The organism is Vibrio sp. SCP2, from assembly GCF_059295395.1.
The window spans coordinates 1,272,243-1,292,445 of the sequence record NZ_JCAFVV010000001.1; the positions used below are offsets into that span (position 1 = coordinate 1,272,243).

Annotated in this window: 18 protein-coding genes; all 18 read left to right on the forward strand. The window is 45.1% G+C overall.

The window, feature by feature from the left end:
* Positions 1-172 precede the first annotated feature (172 nt).
* A complete protein-coding gene (locus AC5O63_RS06125) occupies positions 173-5,029 on the forward strand; it encodes an Lcl C-terminal domain-containing protein (RefSeq protein ID WP_494504300.1) in 4,857 nt (1,618 codons plus the stop codon).
* A 76-nt stretch (positions 5,030-5,105) separates the two neighbouring features.
* Positions 5,106-5,288 (forward strand): Flp family type IVb pilin, encoded by a 183-nt coding sequence (locus tag AC5O63_RS06130; protein ID WP_004745762.1) that lies wholly within the window; start codon positions 5,106-5,108, stop codon positions 5,286-5,288.
* A gap of 24 nt (positions 5,289-5,312) precedes the next feature.
* Positions 5,313-6,155 carry a Flp pilus assembly protein CpaB gene (gene cpaB, locus AC5O63_RS06135; RefSeq protein WP_239824859.1) on the forward strand — a complete coding sequence of 281 codons (843 nt, stop codon included), beginning with the start codon at positions 5,313-5,315 and terminating at the stop codon, positions 6,153-6,155.
* Between the two features lie 20 nt (positions 6,156-6,175).
* Positions 6,176-7,561 carry a type II and III secretion system protein family protein gene (locus tag AC5O63_RS06140; RefSeq protein WP_494504301.1) on the forward strand — a complete coding sequence of 462 codons (1,386 nt, stop codon included), beginning with the start codon at positions 6,176-6,178 and terminating at the stop codon, positions 7,559-7,561.
* Positions 7,562-7,574: 13 nt separating this feature from the next.
* The gene (locus tag AC5O63_RS06145) at positions 7,575-8,192 is read left to right on the forward strand and encodes a CpaD family pilus assembly lipoprotein (protein ID WP_494504302.1); all 618 of its coding nucleotides are present in this window, start codon (positions 7,575-7,577) and stop codon (positions 8,190-8,192) included.
* Position 8,193: 1 nt separating this feature from the next.
* Complete coding sequence (locus AC5O63_RS06150; protein ID WP_494504303.1) at positions 8,194-9,357, forward strand: CpaE/TadZ family protein; 1,164 nt, start codon at positions 8,194-8,196, stop codon at positions 9,355-9,357.
* Entirely contained in the window at positions 9,357-10,691 is a 1,335-nt protein-coding gene (locus AC5O63_RS06155) for a TadA family conjugal transfer-associated ATPase (RefSeq protein ID WP_494504304.1), read from the forward strand. The genes AC5O63_RS06150 and AC5O63_RS06155 overlap by 1 nt, the downstream gene beginning before the upstream one ends.
* Positions 10,691-11,605 (forward strand): type II secretion system F family protein, encoded by a 915-nt coding sequence (locus AC5O63_RS06160; RefSeq protein ID WP_494504305.1) that lies wholly within the window; start codon positions 10,691-10,693, stop codon positions 11,603-11,605. The genes AC5O63_RS06155 and AC5O63_RS06160 overlap by 1 nt, the downstream gene beginning before the upstream one ends.
* The gene (locus AC5O63_RS06165) at positions 11,602-12,456 is read left to right on the forward strand and encodes a type II secretion system F family protein (RefSeq protein ID WP_494504306.1); all 855 of its coding nucleotides are present in this window, start codon (positions 11,602-11,604) and stop codon (positions 12,454-12,456) included. Before AC5O63_RS06160 ends, AC5O63_RS06165 begins: the two co-directional genes overlap by 4 nt.
* Positions 12,453-13,193, forward strand: coding sequence for a tetratricopeptide repeat protein (locus tag AC5O63_RS06170; RefSeq protein ID WP_494504307.1), 741 nt, complete (start codon positions 12,453-12,455; stop codon positions 13,191-13,193). The genes AC5O63_RS06165 and AC5O63_RS06170 overlap by 4 nt, the downstream gene beginning before the upstream one ends.
* Entirely contained in the window at positions 13,190-13,618 is a 429-nt protein-coding gene (locus AC5O63_RS06175; RefSeq protein ID WP_069668463.1) for a TadE/TadG family type IV pilus assembly protein, read from the forward strand. The genes AC5O63_RS06170 and AC5O63_RS06175 overlap by 4 nt, the downstream gene beginning before the upstream one ends.
* On the forward strand, positions 13,608-14,162 hold the full coding sequence (gene tadF, locus AC5O63_RS06180; RefSeq protein WP_494504308.1) for a tight adherence pilus pseudopilin TadF: 555 nt from the start codon (positions 13,608-13,610) through the stop codon (positions 14,160-14,162). Before AC5O63_RS06175 ends, tadF begins: the two co-directional genes overlap by 11 nt.
* On the forward strand, positions 14,152-15,351 hold the full coding sequence (locus tag AC5O63_RS06185) for a vWA domain-containing protein (protein WP_239854816.1): 1,200 nt from the start codon (positions 14,152-14,154) through the stop codon (positions 15,349-15,351). Before tadF ends, AC5O63_RS06185 begins: the two co-directional genes overlap by 11 nt.
* Before the next feature lie 29 nt (positions 15,352-15,380).
* Positions 15,381-15,845, forward strand: coding sequence for a TlpA family protein disulfide reductase (locus AC5O63_RS06190; RefSeq protein WP_494504309.1), 465 nt, complete (start codon positions 15,381-15,383; stop codon positions 15,843-15,845).
* On the forward strand, positions 15,842-16,318 hold the full coding sequence (locus tag AC5O63_RS06195) for a DUF4266 domain-containing protein (protein WP_494504310.1): 477 nt from the start codon (positions 15,842-15,844) through the stop codon (positions 16,316-16,318). The genes AC5O63_RS06190 and AC5O63_RS06195 overlap by 4 nt, the downstream gene beginning before the upstream one ends.
* A gap of 16 nt (positions 16,319-16,334) precedes the next feature.
* Complete coding sequence (locus tag AC5O63_RS06200) at positions 16,335-17,558, forward strand: DUF3570 domain-containing protein (protein ID WP_171320096.1); 1,224 nt, start codon at positions 16,335-16,337, stop codon at positions 17,556-17,558.
* A complete protein-coding gene (locus AC5O63_RS06205) occupies positions 17,548-18,432 on the forward strand; it encodes an FAD:protein FMN transferase (protein WP_494504311.1) in 885 nt (294 codons plus the stop codon). The genes AC5O63_RS06200 and AC5O63_RS06205 overlap by 11 nt, the downstream gene beginning before the upstream one ends.
* Entirely contained in the window at positions 18,429-20,162 is a 1,734-nt protein-coding gene (dsbD, locus tag AC5O63_RS06210; protein WP_494504312.1) for a protein-disulfide reductase DsbD, read from the forward strand. The genes AC5O63_RS06205 and dsbD overlap by 4 nt, the downstream gene beginning before the upstream one ends.
* The last annotated feature ends 41 nt before the right edge of the window (positions 20,163-20,203 follow it).

A 20,203-nucleotide genomic window follows, 5' to 3' on the forward strand; every position in this document is an offset into this window, starting at 1 on the left:
TTTTGAGCATATTTAACCAATTATTTTATCTATTTCTAATATACCTAGTATTTATCTCTACTATTTAATCACTACACAAAATAAAAGATCAAATGATATTGATAATAAATATCATTTAAATTAATATTCCCGCTCATTTTTGTGATTGTTTTATAAATTCGGAGTTCGAGCGGTGGGAGTACTGGTCAAAAAGCTTGGGGCAGGAGCCATTTCGGTTGCCCTTATCGGATGTGGTGGGGGAAGTGAACCTGACAGTAAATTATCACCATCGGTTGAACCATCAGCAAGTAACCGCCTAACAGGTGTCGTTATGGATGGATATCTTGTAAATGCCAACGTATGCCTAGATAAGAACAAGAACTCAATCTGTGATAGCGGTGATGGAAACATTGTTCAGACGGACTCTCAAGGTAAGTATGAATTACCAGTGGAAGGCAGCCCCCAAGGCTACCGAGTTTTAGTTGAAGCTATTGCTAACAAAACCATTGATTTAGACAACCCTAATCAGACGATTACTAAAGACTTTACTCTTGAATCACCTGTGACTCACTCGGATGTTGTCAGCCCAATGACTTCGATGATTGCAAGTATGGCAGACCTTACAGGGGAAAGCTTTGATGAGGCTGCTCGCACACTTGCCGCCGATCTTAACGTTTCAGAAGACGTGCTGAAATCTGACTACGTCTCTGGTTCTAGCTCAGAAAGTCAACAGATCCATATGCTTGCGCGCGGTATTACCCGAGTCATTCAGTCTGCACAAAACGCTTCGAAAGATGGTGGAGTTACAGAAGAGTTTGCTCGCAAAGGTTCAATGAATCGATTAGCAAACTTAGATGTCGTAGCAATGAAGCAGCGTACAGATAACTTATCCCATGGTGCTCAGAACACAGAACAAGCTTTAGAACAGTTAGCAAGCGATTACCGTGATGACCTAAAAATCGGCCACGATGATATTAAGGGAGACGTTGTTACTACCGTTCCACGTGCCCCGAAAAAAGGCGTAGTGGATGATTCTGCAGATACCTTTGATTGGTCGTTAGTTAAGCCTTTTGTATCGCTCTCTGACTACGAATATTCATTGGACAACGGCATTAACTGGATCAAGGTGACACAAAAGCCAATTTCAGTCGGTACCACTGCAATTGATAAAGGTGCGGTTCAGGTTCGAGTTGCAGCAAAAACCGCTAAATTCATTGCAGCAGGTAAGCCGCTGAAGTCAGCTAAAGCATTTACAGAAACTCGAGTTCCACCTGCGCCTTCAAATTTAGTTGTAAACGATGCGGAAAATACTTTTGACTGGCAACACTCAGCAGGATTCTCGCAGGTCAGCGACTACGAATACACGCTTGATGGTGGTGGTACATGGCTGCTTGTAAATACAAAACCTCAAAAGCTTGCGGATGTCGCCATTGCTGCTGGGGATCTTAAACTCCGTGTACGCGAAGATTTTAGTTCTGCTCGTCCAACAGGTTTAAGCACTAAATCGACGCAACCCATGACGGTAACGCCTGCTTCACCGCGTGCGCCGTCGCTGGTGCGTGCCAATGACGACTCGGATCAGTTCGAGATTCAATTCGTGACGGGATTTGATGTCTTAAAAAATTACGAGATAAACCTTGGTTCAGGCTGGCAGGAATTGATCTCTAACCCTTACGTCGTGGGTAACGTTAATCTCAATGCTAATACTATTCGAGTACGTGTAAAAGCGAACCCGATAGATGGTCGTCCTGCTGGGGCAGAGCTGCTTATTACTCAAGCTTTCACCAAAGTACTAGACAAACCCGCAGCTCCAACACTGCCTCTAGTAGACGATGCCAACAACCAGTTTGGATGGACGGTAGTTGCCGGTTACGATCAGCCAAACCTGTATGAGTTGTCTATTGATGGCGGCCAGAGCTTCCAAGCTGTTACGACTAACCCTTTATCGATTCCTGACAATAACTACAATGTTGGCAAAGTTTGTGTTCGCGTAAAAGCAAATGCAAGCAACACTGCGGGCAGTTTACTTTGCAATAACAAACTGTATACGGTGACGCCAAATGCTCCTATGGCACCAACTGGTGGGATTGTTAATGATGCTGCTAACACATTCGATTGGAGTTGGGTTGCGGGCTTCGAGACTGCGGCTGGTTATGAAGTCAGCATTGGATCTGGTGATTGGACTCCTGTAGCGAGTAAGCCAGTTACATTGCAAGATCGTATCTATGCAATAAACAGTATACAGGTACGTGTAAAAGCTAACCCAGTCAATGGGCGTCCGGCAGGTGCCGCGTTGTCAAACCAATCCGCATTCACTAAGCAACCAGATAAGCCGTCTGCACCAACAAGCCTAGTGGTGGATGATAATGCTAATACGCTAGATTGGACCAACGTCGCTGGTTTTAGTGAATTAGCAAATTATGAATGGTCAGCAGATTCCGGTTCCAATTGGACGCCGGTACTCGCTAAGCCAATTGTTGTTGGTGATATCGCTAAATCAAACGGTGCTGTTCAGATTCGTGTTCGCGCCAATTCTCAAAATGGTATGCCAGCAGGTGCGGCTGCTTCTAACCCACTGCCATTTACGGAAACACCCTTGCTTCCCGCTCCTAGCAATGGAGAAATTAAGGTAGCGAACAATTCTGTAGCACCCAATATGATTGGCTGGGATTACGTCAATAGTGGTGAAAATTATAACAGACCCGAACATTACGAATTTACCGTTGATCAAGGAGCTACTTGGAACGCGGTAACGAGCAATCCCCAGTTTATTGGACCTAGAGCATACGACAAAAGTAATGTTGGTCTTCGTATCAAGAAGAACGCTATCACAGGCAAAGATAATGCTTCGGGAAGTATTTTATGGGCAACGTCACTAACTGGACAATTTGGGCCTATTCAGTACGTACCGATGGCAAGCTGGAATCAGGCCGTTGGTTACAGTTTGTATCATGGCTGGAATAGCTATCACACCAACTGCATCGCGGAATATGATGTTCAGGGACAAGGCGAACCCATATTTTGGGTCAAAATGTCACCCTCGAAAGGTGAAGATGTATTTACAAAAGTATCCGAGTTTACGGCTTGTGGTATCAAACATTGGAAATTGCCTCTATCTGCGGAAGCTGTTCCGTTAACCAGACGAAAGCGAGATACATTACCTAGCTTTGCGCGATCGTATTTGATTAGTGACTATCAAATTACGTGGGTTGATGAATCGGGTACTGCAATCGCTTATAAAAACGGCGTGAAAGATACTTCCGAATATACGAGTAAATACCCGTTTGTTAAATGGCAGCTAGCAAGTGGTTCAGTGTTGTTGGGTGACGTTACTTCAAAAATGTCAACGATGAATAGCTTTTTATCTCAACAATCTAATGAGTTAAAGCAGGCTGAATCATTCTTAACACTTTGGTTAGCATCGAATCAGAATAAACAAAAGAGTTATTCTACCTTGCATAGTGAAGCGAATTTGAAACTGCAAAGTTTACAGTCACTAGCAGCTAGTTGGGCAACGCAAAAGTCACAGCAAAAAGAGAGACTAGATGAGTTGGCATTCAATGCGCAAATGGCTCAAGCTCGTACAGATGCGCAAAGTGTTGACTATATTTCGAAAGTATCAGAGTTCCAAAACAAATTTGATCAACTAAGCAAGAATAATCTCGCATTATTAGGGTATGTGGAAGCTACTTTAGTTGCAGGAAAATTAGCAAGCATACAGATTCACGCGGACTCCATGAGTTCGGCGCAATCTGCGCTGGTTGCTGCTAATTCAGGTAGTGATATTCACCAAGCAACTCTTGCGTTTTATTCTGCGTTGTTTGATGTCGAAAACGACAACATGCTTGCCAGTGCACTGAAGCTATCACTGAACAATGCATTGAGTCAGATTGATAGCCAATTTTCAACTCTGATTTCTAACATTAATGGATTGCTGTCGCAGTTAGATTCTACGCTTGCGCTTAATAACTTAGATACATTGCATACCACTGCCAAAGATGGTTTGAATCGAGCCCATAGTAATGGTTATGTCGTATCGCAAGCAGACGCTCTAATTGATGGACAATTTGCCAAGTTAGATTTGCTAGGTCGCTACCTACCAAAAGCGGCTACTTATCAACAAGGGTGGCGCTGTGTACTTGATACAAAGTTAGTGGGAGCTAAACGAGTTTGGACATTGCTACGATATGGCACTCCAGGTAGTAAAGATGAGGTTGTTTACAATGCTTCTGGAGCAGATCTTCCAAGTGTATTGGGTTCTGGAGGCGTGCTAGAACAGACAAACAGCACCAATCTCTGTGGTTTTAATGATTGGAAATTACCGCACCCAAATCAGATAAAGTCGCTAGAGACCGCGTCGGTTGTCGACTTGAAAGGGGCGAGTAAAACCATTGATGTGCGTGTATTCCCTAATCATAAAGGCCTGTTACCAGAGTACGATAAAACGTACTCTCGTGGAGGTACACGCTTCTATTACTGGACGAGCTCATCATCAAGTTCTTCTAAACAGAATACTTACGTATTTGCGAACACAAGTGAGCGACCGGAGCTACGTTCATTCCCGGTAGCGGGCGACGGCTACGATGCTTTTGTGACAATAGCTCGTTTAATGCGGGAAGATATCATAGCTTGGGAGTTTATTGCCGCTGACGGTTCAGTTGCCAGCGATAGGCTTTCTGCAAAATGTGCTAAAAACCCGCGTACTGGTGAGATTTGGCAGATCTTCCAAAACGCGACACCAAGTGAGCGATACAAAACCTACGACCAGATCGTTACTGAACTTGCAAATTTCAATTCGCAAAGAACATGTGGCAAATCTAACTGGGTGCTGCCGTCGACTGACAATATGCTAGGTTTGGTACCAAATAACTCGACTGTATTCCCTTATTACAATCCTACCAGCAGCTCTTACTATGACAATGATATGTACGTGACTGATGGCTCAACGAGTTACAGCAACGTTGAACGATTTGATATGGAGTCTAGCGAGTCTCAGAAGGGTTACAAGGGCTCTAATGACAAATACCTATTCCGCTTTATCTCAAAATAACACTAACAATTTCTAACTATAACAATTAATCCAGCCTCTTTCGGGAGGCTGAATCTCTTATTTCAGGAGTCTATTCATGCTTAATAAGAAAAAACAACGCGGTGCAGCCGCGATTGAATATGCAATTTTAGCAGCAGCTATGTCGGTAGTTTTACTTTCGCTTGTTGGCGGTAGTGATGGGAAGCTAACCAAAGCCATCACAGGTGCTTACGAAACCGTTATTGAATCATTAGAGAAAACACAGGACTCAGGCGAGTAACTCGCCTGCTCTATAGGAATTAGCATGACAGCAAAACGTCTAATGGTGTTGTCTTTGGTCTTGTCGGTGGTAGGTATCGCAATACTACTGCTCGGGCAAGCCAATAGTGTTGCACCTCAGCCGCAAAGTTCAAGTGAACAATTTACTAAGGTACTGATCGCTAAACAGTCAATTCGTGTTGGTCAGCCATTTACTCTTAATATGTTTAAGTGGAAAGAGATCTCAGAGCAAGAGCTAACTAACTACTTAGATTACATCACCGAGGAGCAGTTTTCGCGACTGTCGATAAAAGCGGGTATCGCACATATTGCGATTAAGTCGGGCCAGGTGATGTCTTCAGCAGACCTAATTCGTCCCGAAGGTGGCGTTTCCATGGCATACAACGTGCGTTCTGGCTATCGCGCAATTTCAGTACCTGTTGATGAAGTGACCGCTAACTCTGGTTTCGTTCAGCCTGGAGATAAAGTCGATATCTTGATGCTTGGCTCTCAGGTTAGCGAGTTAAAAAAATACGATAACCTAGTTCAAGGTTTATACGTTACCACTATCGCAAAGGACGTGAGAGTCTTGGCGTTTAATGAATTATCCAGTTCGGAAGATTTTCAAAAGCAGCGCAGTTCCTACGGGGCAGATTTGCCTGATAACAGCTCTGTATCTCTTGAGGTAACGCCAGAGCAGGCTACTCAAATCGTTTTAGCCAACCAAATAGGCAAGTTGACGCTATCGCTACGCGGGGCTGATGAAGTGGATTCGGCGCTAGAGCAGCCCTTCACTGTGACTTCAAAACTGATCAACCCTGACAGCCAGCAGGTTGAACCGGATGTTGGTCTTATTCAGCTCAGACCCAATTCAGTCAAAAGTAACTAGTAGTGGTAGGAATCGAAACTATGAACAAGTTTGTGCGTTGGTCGAGCTTATTGCTACTTCCTAGCCTATTTTTCTCTGTATCTTCTTTGGCTGCGGCCCTAGATGTGAATATCAATGAAGCAAAGATGATTAATCTTTCGCAAGACGCGAAATCGATCTTTATTTCAAATACCCATATTGCTGACTATCAGCCAATGACAGATACCAAGATCATGGTTTTTGGCAAAGAGGCGGGGACGGCAACAATCACTATTCTGAATGCTCAAGAACGCGTGATTTATAGCAACAAAGTAAGAGTAGTACATGACACCAAAGAGCTTGATGCGTTAATTCAAGAGCAGTTTCCACAAGCCTCAGTTCACTCAGAATCTTTGGGTGGAAAACTATGGCTAAAAGGTTCTGTACCAACACCGGTAATGGCTCATAGCATTGTGAGTGTGGCTAAAAGTTATCTGTCACCGACAGTCGCCCCTCAGCAGGAAAAGTCGAACAACTCTACAACGAGTACATCTAGCTCAAGCAAAAACAGTTCAAACGAGAGCAACAAAGAAGACGAGCTGGTAAACCAGTTAGTCGTAACAATGCCCACTCAAGTGAATATCCGTGTTCGCATTGCTGAAGTGTCGCGTAACGTTTCGAACAAATTAGGTATTAAGTGGGGCTCTGTAGGTCAAGGTGTCGGAAGCTTTCTTTACACCAAACCATGGGATGTAAGCAGTTGGGGCAAACCGACATTAAGTGCATTGGTCGATGCCCTAGCATCAGATGGCACTATGTCTATCTTAGCCGAGCCGAACCTAACCGCTATGTCAGGTGAAGATGCGAGTTTCTTAGTGGGTGGTGAAATACCCATTCCATTGATTCAGGGTGATACAGCGACAGTTGAGTACAAACCTTTTGGTGTCAATTTAAACTTTACTCCGGTTGTGTTAGGTCCAGATCGCATCAGTCTTAAAGTTTCACCTGAAGTGAGCAGTGTGGCTGTCGAAAATCAGACAAGTTTGAATGGGAACTTTTATCCATCGTTCACCTCACGAAGAGCTTCTACCACGATTGAATTGGCGAGCGGACAAAGCTTTGCTCTCGGTGGACTACTACAAAGTCACGAAATAGACCAAATTCAGAAGTTACCGGGTGTTTCCAATATCCCTGTGCTTGGAGGATTGTTCCGTTCTACCGAATATCAACGTCGTGAAACCGAACTGATCATTATTGCGACAGCATACCTAGTAGAGCCTGTGCGAAATGATTCTCTACCATTGCCGACTGACAATATCGTTCCACTTAGCGATCTAGAACGTCTACTGGCAATCCCTCGCCCTAAGGGTAGAAAAGTGAAAGATAGCAATACTTACACAGACAACCGCAAACCTCGCCTACTCGGTGACAATGGATTCTACTACTGAGGTAATTATGAGAATGATGAAGTATTTAATTCCCGCTCTGATCATCTTAGGTGGCTGTAGTTCTGCGCCTATTGAGCGTGAGCCAACAATTAATGTTGTCCCGGTAACCAATAAGCTAACGCTCAATTTAAAAGGCAATGCTCTGTCTTCGCAGCAGCGACAAGATGTAAGTACTTTTATTGAGCGTAAGGGAACGCCGTATGCACTAAGGGCGAAAGTGGTTAGCCACACCAAGAAGGGGCAAGCTCAAGCGTCACGCCTCGTCAATACCCTTGCATTGCAAGGGGTGTCGCTGAGCAATATAGAACAAGCGCATATTGAACAATCCAAAGTGGGTGACATTCAAATTTTTGTCGAGTCTTTCCGTGCCAAAGTGCCGAAATGTCAGCCTCAAAAATACAGCAATACCTTTTTAAACCAGTTTAAAACACACCCATCCTTCGGTTGTGCTAACCAAACTGCACTCGCGCAAATGGTAGCAAATCCGAAAGACCTCATTGTTGGCGAAGAGCTCGGTCCAAGCAATGGTGCTAAGGCTGTATCGGCGATCGACAGCTATATCGCACCACCTTCCACCAATGGGGCTGAAGATACTCAGCAAACTTTACCGTCTGCGTTTGGAACTAACTAATATGCAAAAGCAAAATATCTCTGTATTAGTCGCGGCTTCCCCGTTATTGGACTCGTACGCTCTAAGCACCGCTTTTGCGGAGCAGGGCATCACCTCTTTGACTAGCGTGGCGATTAATGAAGAGGAAATCGTCAAACAGGTTGTTAAGCATGCCTTTAAAGTCATTGCCTTAGATATCATTGAACAGCCGTTAGAGCAGGCGCAAGCTATGATTCATACGCTCAAAGTTCGTACTGGATGTCATATTGTTGCCATTGGCAGTAATGAACAAATTGCATTTTATCGAACAGTGGTGAAAGCAGGGGCACAAGAATATGTGTTAAATCCCGTAGAAGCTGGTGCACTAAATAACGTTGACTTTCAGACTTCTTTTCAAGAAGAGAGTAAAGGCCAAGTTATCTCTGTGGTCGGTTCTAAAGGAGGCGTTGGAGCCTCAACCATTGCTGCTAACCTTGCCCGAGAATTGCACCAAAGAGGAGACACCATATCGGTTGCGGATATGGACTTTTCTACCGGTGACCTTGACTTGCAGTTTGATGTTCAAGGCAATACCGCTCTAGTAGAGATGCTGCAATTCCCAGAGCGTTTAGAGCCGGTTGTTTATGAACGCAGCGCGATTCAAGTTGGGAAAGGAATAAGCTTATTTACTGGTTATTTACCTCTTGATGTGAGTCCGTTTTGGCCTGAGAAAAGTGCATTAGATCATTTTCGCAAGTTCTGCTTATCGCACAGTGACAAGCTTATTCTAGACCTTCCATCGTTCTCTCTGCGTGACCAGATTGGTTTCAGTTCCTTAGCACATGCGGATGTTAGGGTTATTGTAGTTGAGCCGACACTGGCGTCGATACGAAATGCTGGTCAAATCCTTTCTGCCCTAGAAAGTTCACAGCAGCCGCAGTCTGGTAAAACCAATATTGTAGTGGCGAACCACACTAAATCAGATAAAGCGTCGCTTATCTCTTGTCATGACATTCAGCGAGCGCTTGGATTTGGTGTGGACGTGGTTATGCCATTTGCTCCGACACATTTCCTTGCTAAAGGCGCGCTTGGTCAATCGTCTTTGAAAGGTAACCGCAAAGTAAATCGTGCTTTCGCGCAGCTGGCTGATCTTGCTTCTGGGCAAGTTGCCGTCGCTAAACCTCGCTTCTGGCGAAGAGGTGCGTAATGTTTGGTCATTCTAGAGTCAAAACGCCTTCGAATCATACGCTAAGTAGTGTGGTGCAAGAGAAAGCAACGGACCCCGTACGCGAGCATTATCAGAGCATTCATGCTCAGGTCGTCAATGCCATTGAGGCGAGTGTGGTGGTAAAGCTTTCAGCGAAAGAGCTTGAAGGCCGAATCCATATGCTCGTGAACGAGATTGTTGCTACGGATCAGCTACCACTGGGACATCGAGATGTTTCTCTGGTAGTGAAGCAGCTTGTTGATGAGTTGCGCGGTCTAGGGCCGCTACAACCTTTAATCGATGACCCTGTCGTCACCGATATTATGGTCAATGGTTATCGCGAAGTGTATGTTGAGAAGTTAGGCAAACTACAAAAAACCAACGTGGTATTTCGTAGTGAAGAACAGCTGCTCAATCTAGCTCGACGTATAGTAGGAAAAATTGGTCGTAGAATTGATGAAACGTCACCCTTGGTTGATGCTCGCTTGGAAGATGGTAGCCGTGTCAACGTCATGATACCTCCTCTGGCACTCGATGGTACTTACATTTCCATCCGTAAATTTAGCCAAGACAAAATGTCTTTGAATCAATTGGCTGAAAACGGCGCGATGTCGCAAGGAATGGTTAAGTTGCTTGATGTCGTTGTCCGTAGCCGCTTGAACGTACTGGTCGCTGGTGGAACGGGTGCTGGTAAAACTACCTTGCTCAATGCGCTTTCTTTTAGCATCTCGCCTAATGAACGTATTGTCACAATTGAGGATGCAGCAGAGCTTAAGTTGCAGCAGCCACATGTTGTTCGTGCAGAAACTCGCCCTGCCAATGCAGAGGGTTTACCTGCTATAGGTCAGAGAGAGTTAGTGAAAAATGCGCTGCGTATGCGACCAGATCGAATCATTCTAGGTGAGGTCCGCGGTGATGAAGCGTTCGAAATGATGCAAGCAATGAACACTGGCCACGATGGTTCTTTGTCTACCTTGCATGCTAATTCACCAACAGATGCTCTGGTTCGAATCGAGAATATGCTGATGATGGCGCAGTCTAGCCTTCCGCTATTCGCATTGCGTCGTCAGGTGGCAGATACGATCGACATTGTTGTTCAGGTGGAGCGAATGCGAGATGGTAAACGTCGCGTGGTTGCCATTACTGAAATTCTTGGGTTAGAAGGTGAGCAGTACGTTACCCAAGACCTCTATCGTTATGTCTCACAAGGCGAAGATGTTCAAGGTAACCTATTTGGTCAATTCCAAAGCGCCAAAACCGTGCCAGGATTTGCCGACAAAGCAAGCTATTACCAGTTGGAGCCACAACTTCGCAGTGCTATGGAGCTGGATTAATGATTCAGGTTTTAGTTTTTGCTGTCGTTTTCTTTCTGTTAGCGATCTTGTACTTGTTGCGTCAACACTCGCTCAAGAAAGTGGTTAAGCAGCGGGTCGATTCGGTGGCGTTATCCCCAAGGCATGACGCTGAACTTTCGATCATAAAGAAAGCAACGTCTAAAGGCATTGTGAGAAGTTTGTTTGCCCGTTTGGATGCCTTGTTTTCCAGAGGCGATAAGCTCGTCCTTACTCTTGGTATGATCGCTTTACCATGTCTGAGCTTGTATTTCGTTACAGAGATTGCTTGGTCTTGGCGGATAATCAGCGGTCTTACCGCTGGATTGTTGGCGTGTTGCGCTCTGTACATTGTTCGTAAGCGTCAGCAGTCAGAAGAATTTGAGCGCGATATAACGCAAGTACTTGGCTTAATCAGTCGTGCTGTTTCTGCGGGACTGTCTGTTCCTCAAGCGATTGAACAAGTTGCTCAGTCTCAGTCAGGATTACTTGGCCGTGAATTTCTGCTAATTCAGGATCAGCTTTCCTTGGGGCGTAGCCTACGCAGTACGCTTGATGAGGCGTGCGCACGCCTTCCATATAAAGCATTTCGCTATTTTTCGGTCGCTTTGATTCTCAACCAAAGTAATGGTGGTCAACTGAGAGATATCCTGCATAGCCTAAGCCGCACTTTGCACGACAATCGTGCTATGCAGAAAAAAGTAAAAAGTTTGACTTCAGAGCCTCGTATGACGGCTCGATTTTTGTCGATTCTTCCGTTTGCTTTACTTGGCGTTGTTGCCTGGATGGACCCATCTTTGTTCTCGCTATTGATTGATACAGAAAGCGGACAAGCGGTTCTAATTTACTGCGGCATCAGTATTTTAATTGGAGCTGCTCTCCTCCAAGCGCTGACTAAAAACCGGAGGTTTTCATGATACCTATGTTGGGGATTGGCTTGGTGCTCATGGGAGTTATCGGAGCCATTTCAAGCTATTTCTATGCATCGCAAAGAGATGCAGTAAAGCAAAGGCTGAACAAAGTTGCCACATCAGTTTCCACTCCAAAGGCTTCAGGTAACAAATGGCGATGGGCGACGAACCCTAAACGCGGGAAAAAGCTTGCAATGATCGGCTATTCAGCCAGTTATGCTGAGACGGTCTTTATGCTGATGCGCTTAACACTCATGCTCATAGGTGGCTCAGTGTGGATGGTTTCGCAGCAGCTAGCGATGAATGCGGCAGGTTTTGCGCAGGGTATTGCAATTGCAATTTCGATTGGTATTGCGGTCGATAAGGTCCTCGACTGGCGAGTGGAAATAGTTCGTCAAGAGATCGCACGAATTACGCCAGATGCTTTGGATCTGATGGTGGTATGTGTGAATTCTGGTTTGCCACTGGAGGAAACTTTCAGAACCGTTGGCGGTGAGATGGAGTCTATCTCAAGGGCGCTATCACGGGAATGGTTACTCACTGCGACTGAAATGTCAGTACTTGATTCCCCATATCAAGCTCTAGGTAACCTCGATGAGCGCTTGTCTCTACCTGAAGTGAACAACATGGTGGTTACCATGTCGCAAGCACTTAAATTTGGTACTCCTATGTCAGAGGCGCTCAAGCTTATTGCCTCCGATAGTCGCCAGTATCATCTGCTAGAACTCGAAGAATGGGTCGGCAAGATCCCATCCAAAATGTCTTTTCCATTGGTCGTATTCATCATGTTGCCCGTTGTGGTCATTATCGTAGCGCCAATCGTCTTAAGCCTATTTGACACATTGGGGCAATTATGAACAAAACTCTTGTTTCCATCGCGCTTTGTGGCTTGCTAGTGGGTTGCCAGTCTGCGCCAGAAACCAATAGCGCGCAGGAAGATTTAAAACTAGCCAATACAGCCTTGTTAAATGGGCATGCAGATAATGCACTGACAATTTATAAACAGCGCTTGGTTATCAGTCCAAATGATACTGAACTGTTGTTTCTCGCCGGTTCCGCATGCAATCAATCCGCTCGTTTTGATGAAGCATTACACTATCTGAATAAGGGTAATCAGCTCGCGCCTTCGTATCAATTTGAGAGGGAAATTGGTCGCGCGCACTTGGCTCTCGGCAACTTGGTACAAGCTCAATCTTCACTTGAAAAGTCGGTAAAGGGTGACACTAATGACGATGTCGCTTTAAACAGCCTTGGGGTTACTCATTCCCTCAATCATCAATATGGATTGGCAAGAAAAGCTTTCTCTGACGCGCTCGCATTAAAACCAGATAGTCTGGAATATAGAAACAATTTGGCATTGGCATGGATGCTAGATGGCAACCCTCAACAGAGTATTCGGATTCTGTATCCCATTTATCAAAGGGGAGAGGCTAGCAGTAAGCTACGGCTTAATTTAGCGTTGTCATATGCGATGAGTGGGGATGCGGAGGCAGCGAAAGTGGTCGCTCAGCAAGACCTGTCACAAGTAGAACTAGAGAATAATGCTCGTTTTTATCAGAGTGTGGCGAACAAGTTTGGTGGTGTGTCTCAATGAAACGTCAACAAGGCAGCCAAACTCTTGAATTCGCCATGATAGCGTTGCCTTTTATGCTATTGATGTTGGCGATTTTCGAGTTAACCCGATTCTTGTGGGTCAATATGATCTTTGAGTCTGCGGTAAACAGCGCGATACGTGAAGTGAGAGTACTAAGCCCTTCGTATGCTGCGGACCAAAAGTTTGCGGCTCGTATTGCGGAGTTTCCTCTTTTGCGCTCTGAGGATATTGAAGTGAGTCAACCTCGCTACGCAAAAACTTTCGCTCAGTTGGCACAGAAAACTCCGGTGTCATCCTCACAAGCTATTTTGGGGGAGTACAGTGTTTCATATCGATTCGCCTTCCTAGTGGTTCCGCGATTGAATGAAGCCTTTTCAGAAGTGACGACTTTGAAGCGAACGGTTGTGGTGAGCTATGACCGCTAAAATCAAATCACAACAAGGTGCAACGGTTGTCGAGTTCCCCTTTGTCGTGCTCGGCATTATGGTCATCGTGTTTGGTTTAGTCTCCATCTATCGCTTGATGTACGTTCAAACTCGCATGGACAGCAGTGCTTTTGTGGTAGCGGAGGCTGTTTCCAGAACCCTAAATGGGACTCCAGACAGCCGTCAATACAGTGCTGAAAATTTGCTGGAAGTTGCGACTCGAATGCTACCAACAGGCTTTGAACGCCAAAAGGTGGGTGTTGTATTAGATATCTATGATGAGACCTCAAATGTACCGATTTACTCAGTAATCGCAGGCGCTCAATGCCAAGAGGCAGGGACGAAAGTGAAGCCCAAGAGCTTGGTTCCCGTTAACCAACAAGTTTCCAGTGCTTTCTACGGTAGAGAAGCGACCTTGATAAAATTGCACCTATGCGTTTTAGAGCCGTTTAATCCAGAGTCTCGTTTTGCGATTGATGGTCTGGTTTTACCTAGCGAACTATCTAGCAATGCAATTTTGATTGGGAGGCACTATGCTAAATAACCCAATAATGCGCCAGAAAGGCTCGGTATCTTTAAGCTACTTAGCTCTGTTGATTCCTATGGTGGTGGCGGCCGCTGCGACTATTGTTATCGGTTACCAAGTTCAGTTATCTAACCGTGCGACACAAGCTGTAGATGCGGCGAGTTTGGCCTGTGCTTTTGCAGGGACAGCGGACAAGAACATGAATCAACGCTATTTGGATTTCTATCGTCCAAAAGTAGTTGGTGTGACGGCTGAACCCGACATGTCTTCAGGCTGCAAGGTCAAGATGGGCTATCGTTTAAACTCAATCTTCACCTCTTTGACTTTATCTGACACTTCTTTTGTAGCGAGTGCGAATTCAAGTGAACTGGTCAGGGTAGAGCCTAGCGTCTCCTCATCTCCAACCGAATTGGTAGTGGTACTTGATATTTCTGGTTCTATGTCGAGCTCAATTACGGCATTGAAGCAGATATTAAACAATGCCCTTACTTCGTTAAAAAGCCAGCAAGCGCAAGCCAACAGCAGAGATCATATCAAACTCTCTGTTGTGCCATTCGCTGATGGAGTCTCAGTCAGCAACGCTCCTTGGTTACCGCAAGCAGGCGTGTTTTGTGTTGATGGGTTGACGAAGCAAGGAGGCAACGTCTCAGCGAGCGAGACGGTATCAAACCTAGATGCCTCCCACGACAAAGTGAGTGTTGACTTCAAAGCGCCAAATCAATGGTTAGCGGATTGTAGCGCGACTTCCCCATTATTACCGCTGACATCAGATCTAGATGTCGTGGCAAATCATATTGACAGGTTGGCTGTGACGGGAGGAACGGCATCGTATCAAGGATTGATATGGGGAATTAGGCAGCTAACTCCCAATTGGCAGAAGGACTGGGGTGTTACCTCTCGCTCTTCTACAAGCCCAACCCGAAAGCTGGTACTGATGACGGACGGTGCTGATTCAAATGACACTTTGGATCAACTCATCAGTGCAGGTCTATGTGATAAAGCGTCAAACACATTTGGTATCCAGTTGAATTTCATTGGTTTTAACGTTCTAGCTCCTCGTCTCGAACAATTTAGACGTTGTGCGCAGAGTGGTTCAGCTAACTCAGGCAAGGTTTTTCAAGCCAATAGTACCGAAGAGCTTAATGAGTACTTTGAACAAATTTTAAAGCTTGAATACGAAACAGTGCTCAATTTTGGAAATAAATAAACATTAAAACAATAAGTTATGGAGAAAAGATGATTAATCGAATAATCGTATTGCTGGCTCTCATTTGGACGATACCGGCTATGGCCTTCCAAGAAGGTGACGTACTTACTGATTCAGCCGCTCAGCGTTTAAATCTTGATGCTGAGCAACTCACTATCGTCGACTTTTTTGCTGAGTGGTGTGTGTCATGTCGTCATGAGTTACCCGAAGTTAATGAGTTGTATGGAGAATTAGAAGGTACCGGAGTTACTGTCGTCGGTGTTGACGTTGATGAAAAAGTCGAAGTTGGCTTGGCTTTTCAGAAAGCTCTTGGACTCGACTTTCCCGTCGTGAATGACCCTGAACAGTCTCTAATTGGTGAGTTTAAGCCGATTGGTATGCCAGCACTTTATTACATCTACCAAGGACAAGTGCTCAAAGTTCGTTTCGGAGCAATTAACAATATTAGCCAAGTCATTACTGACGATCTCGCCGAAATGGGAGTTCAGTTATGACGCGTAATACCTTCAAGTTAGCCGTTATTTTAGCCGCTCTGCAGCCAATAGTTACGGTCGCCGCTCCTAAAGTTGACCTGAGTAATCTAGGTAAGAAAGCACCGCAAGTACAGCAGGTCGATACTCAGTCGGGATTGATTGAGGAAGAAGTAATTTCAACGCGTGTATATACCAGTGGGCAATCTGACATTGGTATGCGTCGAAACGTAGAACTTGTGAGGCCGACAACGGCTCAACTTCAGCTGAAAAAGCCGAAGGTTGTTAAAGAGAACAAATCTGCATTTGAGTTTGTTGATAAAGCGCTTGGTATTAAGCCGGTTAAGTCATGGGAAAAAGGCACGTTGGCTAAAAAAGAGATGAAGCCGGGTGGTCCTGTACCTGAGTTTGATCTGTTTTCAGAGAAAGTATTCGCCTACAAGCAAGGTTCGGTAGGTGGTAGTGGCGTCGGTGGCGGCGGTTGTGGTTGTAACTAATTAAAACTAAAACAAAATGAAAAAATTACCTTTAACGCTGCTTGGTGCAGCAGCAGTGGCCAATCCAGCCTTGGCAGAAGATCATATTTCACAGCATTACCTAAATTATGAAGAGTACGACGGTCGTGTTAAAGCGGGCGATCACGTTATCTCATTTGAAAAAAGCATCGGCCTTGATTGGACCTTAAATGCTGAAATCGGTTACGACAGTGTTTCCGGCGCTTCTCCATCTTGGGGACCAACGACGCCAATCAGTGGCCCAAGTGATGCCGCTAATCGAGTAAAAGCGACTGAAGCCGCTCAGGGCAAGACGGATGAAGTGATCCGTAGAGGTTATGATCCCCATGCGAGCGGTTACCAAATTCAGAAATACGAACTGGAAGATACTCGTAAGTCTATCGCAGCGAGTGTTACTTACCGAGACGAACGTCGTAATGAATGGACCATAGGTCAAAACTTTTCCCGCGAAGAAGATTATGAAAGCCTTGGTGTTAACGGAAAAGCACTGATTTTTGCCGATTCCTTGAAAAACCGCTCTTATAGCGTTGGTGCATCCATGCTGTTTGATAAGACGCTTGCGTTTCAGAAGTTTGCAAATAATACCAATGCCCAAGATTGGGAGAGTATCTTTACAGGAAGTGTAGAGGCAGGCTTATCACAAGTATTTAGCCCAAACTACTATATGGTATTCACTGGCTACGCGGGGTATCGACAAGGCTACTTAAGCAACCACTATCTAACAGTGTTGCGTGAGATCGATATCAACAATGACGGTCAGATTGGCTCTGATGAGGTGTTTTTAGGCCAAGATTCTCGTCCTGATAAACGCTTATCAGGTGGTGTGAATATTCAAGCCTTCTGGTCGATAACGGATTCACTGACCATCCGACCACGTTATAAGTGGTTCCAAGATGACTGGGGCGTTAAGTCTCATCAAATTGGTAGTAAGCTCTCTTGGAAAGTCACTAATTGGTTTACGCTCGCGCCTGGTTATTTCTGGTATACACAAGATGGGGCGGATTTCTTCCGTGATCCGAAAAGTGCGGATAAAACCTTTGCAGCTACTGGATACGCTACATCAGATTTACGTTTAGGCGACTTCACCGCCAATGCATATGAACTTGGCGGCAGCTTTAAGATTTATAAGGGGCTAAGTGTTAACCTTCTTGGCGCTTACTATGAGCAATCAAATGGTTTTAAAGCACGCTGGTGGGCGATTGGAGCAAGTTATGCCTTCTAGTGCCCCATTTATCCATAAATTTCGGGCAATGACGGTTCCTTGTGAGGTTCAGCTTTTTGGTTCGCAAGACGCGAGCCAAATAGCCTTGATGATAGAACAAAATACTCGCCGTTTAGAGCAAAAATATAACTTCTATTCTAACCAGTCTTGGCTTAGTCAATATGTGAACAGCCGTTCTGCTCATTCGGTAGAGCTAGATGAAGAGTCTCTAATTGTTTTCAGTGCACTACGTAATATTGTTGATGGGACTCATGGTGTGTTTGACCCAACAGTTGGGACGGTAAAGTCGCTCCTTGCCAACAATAGTGAGCTCAGCCGCGAAGAAATATATCAGCGTGCACAGCCTGCCATGGGCACGGAGTCATGGAGGTTAAATGGAAAGACGTTAGAGGTTGCGCATTCAGAAACACGATTTGATTTCGGGGGCGTAATTAAAGAGTTTGCTATCGATCAAGCGATCAACATTGCGGATAGCTTTGGTGTTTCGGCAGCTTTGATTAACTTTGGTGGAGATATTCGCACGCTAGGAACGAAACCTGGCTCGTTGCCTTTCAATGTAGCGGTGCTGAATCCTGCTCAGCCATCAGAGCCATACTTTTCCTTACCCTTAGTGGATGCCGCTTTAACGACTTCTGCTCACTACGAACGAAAAGTAGAGTTTTCTGACCAGACGACTTCTCACATTTTGGCCCATCAAGGTACGCATTCAAAAATTCTATCGGTAACGGTAGTTGCACCAACTGCGTTAGAAGCGGGTGCGATTAGCACAGCCTTGACGATTGAGCCTCTATTACCTGTGCCGCAAGGGGCAGGAGTTATTTTTATTGATGATCAACTACAAATTCATCAGGACACGGAGTTTTTGACCCGATGAAACGGTTTCTACTAGCGTTCGTTTTACTGTTTTCTTTTTCCATTGCTGCCGACGACGATACGTTTTTACCTGTCGAACAGGCCTTCCCTTATCAGTGGTCTGTAAGCGATTCTGGACTTCAGTTACATTTTGCAGTTCATCCAGATTACTACCTATATAAATCACGCTTTAAATTCACCTCTAGTGATGGTGTCACTTTATTAGCACCAGAGTTTTCTTGGAATGGTAAGTCTAAGAAAGATCAGTACTTTGGTGAGGTCATTGTATTCGATAAGCCAGTAACCATATCGTTGCCTTATCAAGGTGCGGGGCAAGTGAAAATTAGATATCAGGGCTGCGCCAACAAAGGGCTTTGCTATCTACCTCAAACGTTCGAAGTGGTTCTTCCAAATCGGATGCAAGACAGTGCGACGTCAGTTTGGCAACGTCTTTCCAACTTAGCTGATGATACTAAGGGGCTTTCGAGCTTTCTTGATAGTGCTTCTAGAATGCAAGCGCTGTTGGTCTTCTTTTTGTTAGGTTTAGGCCTGTCGCTTACCCCCTGTGTTTTACCTATGGTGCCAATCCTCTCTAGCATTATTGGTGGTGATTCTCAGATGACTGGGCGTAAAGGTTTGCTGCTTTCATCATCGTATGTGTTAGGGATGGCAACAAGCTATGCGCTTACCGGTATTTTGGTGACTACCGTTGCAAAAGGGATCAATTTACAAGCTGCAATGCAACAACCTTGGTTGCTGAGTCTATTTGCAGGGGTATTTGTTTTGCTCGCTCTTGCGATGTTTGGCTTCTTTGAACTGCAATTGCCGTCAGCGCTACAAAACAAGCTCAATACACGTTCCGATAAGTTGGGAGGAGGGCGAGTACTGAGTGTGTTTGGTATGGGAGCAATTTCTGCTTTGGTTGTCTCACCATGCGTGAGTGCTCCTTTGGCTGGGGCACTACTTTATGTCTCTACTACTCAGGATTGGGTATTTGGTGGTATTACCTTGTTTGTCATGGCTTTAGGTATGGGTATTCCGCTGATTCTTATTGGCGTCAGTGGTGGAAAACTGCTTCCAAAGAGTGGTCCGTGGATGATTGCCGTTAAGCAGTTGTTTGGTGTGCTACTGCTAGGGGTTGCCATTGTATTGCTGAGCCGTTTCATTCCTGCTTGGGTAACGATTCTCATGTGGTCTATGTTAGCTATTGGTGCAGGTATCCATTTTGGCGCCTTAGATGCAGCAGAAGCTGGATGGGCGAGGACTCGAAAATTTGCGGCGTTTCTTTCGTTGTTTTATGGATTGGTTTTGTTTGTCGGTTATCTTCTCGGCAATGAAGACCCACTTAATCCTTTGGAACACGCGAATAATACGTCAAGCCAATCTGATCTTAAAACTGCGTTCAATAAAGTGAGTACCATTGAGCAGCTTAATCTGGCGTTGGCGTCTGCCAAATCCAATCAAGAGCCAGTGGTGGTTGATTTGTATGCCGACTGGTGTGTCTCGTGCAAAGTCATCGAAAAAGAGATTTTCAATGACTCTAATGTTCGAGAGAAGTTAAAAAGCTGGTCATCGATAAAACTAGATGTTACTGACAGCACTCCGGAGCAAATGGCGTGGCTTGCTGAAAGGGATGTATTTGGTCCTCCCGCGATCTTTTTCTATTCTCCAGAAGGTGTTGAGCTTGAGAGTCATCGAATCGCAGGCGGTGTGGATTTAGAGAAGTTTCAGCAAATATTTCCCAACCTGTAGAGAGTAAGAATAAAAAAGCAGTGCTCGCGCTGCTTTTTTAT

Excerpts from the sequence above, each read along its gene's own strand:
- AC5O63_RS06130 (WP_004745762.1), top strand. The coding sequence starts at position 5,106 with ATGCTTAATAAGAAAAAACAACGCGGTGCAGCCGCGATTGAATATGCA.
- cpaB (WP_239824859.1), top strand. The coding sequence starts at position 5,313 with ATGACAGCAAAACGTCTAATGGTGTTGTCTTTGGTCTTGTCGGTGGTA.
- AC5O63_RS06140 (WP_494504301.1), top strand. The coding sequence starts at position 6,176 with ATGAACAAGTTTGTGCGTTGGTCGAGCTTATTGCTACTTCCTAGCCTA.
- AC5O63_RS06145 (WP_494504302.1), top strand. The coding sequence starts at position 7,575 with ATGATGAAGTATTTAATTCCCGCTCTGATCATCTTAGGTGGCTGTAGT.
- AC5O63_RS06150 (WP_494504303.1), top strand. The coding sequence starts at position 8,194 with ATGCAAAAGCAAAATATCTCTGTATTAGTCGCGGCTTCCCCGTTATTG.
- AC5O63_RS06155 (WP_494504304.1), top strand. The coding sequence starts at position 9,357 with ATGTTTGGTCATTCTAGAGTCAAAACGCCTTCGAATCATACGCTAAGT.
- AC5O63_RS06160 (WP_494504305.1), top strand. The coding sequence starts at position 10,691 with ATGATTCAGGTTTTAGTTTTTGCTGTCGTTTTCTTTCTGTTAGCGATC.
- AC5O63_RS06165 (WP_494504306.1), top strand. The coding sequence starts at position 11,602 with ATGATACCTATGTTGGGGATTGGCTTGGTGCTCATGGGAGTTATCGGA.
- AC5O63_RS06170 (WP_494504307.1), top strand. The coding sequence starts at position 12,453 with ATGAACAAAACTCTTGTTTCCATCGCGCTTTGTGGCTTGCTAGTGGGT.
- AC5O63_RS06175 (WP_069668463.1), top strand. The coding sequence starts at position 13,190 with ATGAAACGTCAACAAGGCAGCCAAACTCTTGAATTCGCCATGATAGCG.
- tadF (WP_494504308.1), top strand. The coding sequence starts at position 13,608 with ATGACCGCTAAAATCAAATCACAACAAGGTGCAACGGTTGTCGAGTTC.
- AC5O63_RS06185 (WP_239854816.1), top strand. The coding sequence starts at position 14,152 with ATGCTAAATAACCCAATAATGCGCCAGAAAGGCTCGGTATCTTTAAGC.
- AC5O63_RS06190 (WP_494504309.1), top strand. The coding sequence starts at position 15,381 with ATGATTAATCGAATAATCGTATTGCTGGCTCTCATTTGGACGATACCG.
- AC5O63_RS06195 (WP_494504310.1), top strand. The coding sequence starts at position 15,842 with ATGACGCGTAATACCTTCAAGTTAGCCGTTATTTTAGCCGCTCTGCAG.
- AC5O63_RS06200 (WP_171320096.1), top strand. The coding sequence starts at position 16,335 with ATGAAAAAATTACCTTTAACGCTGCTTGGTGCAGCAGCAGTGGCCAAT.
- AC5O63_RS06205 (WP_494504311.1), top strand. The coding sequence starts at position 17,548 with ATGCCTTCTAGTGCCCCATTTATCCATAAATTTCGGGCAATGACGGTT.
- dsbD (WP_494504312.1), top strand. The coding sequence starts at position 18,429 with ATGAAACGGTTTCTACTAGCGTTCGTTTTACTGTTTTCTTTTTCCATT.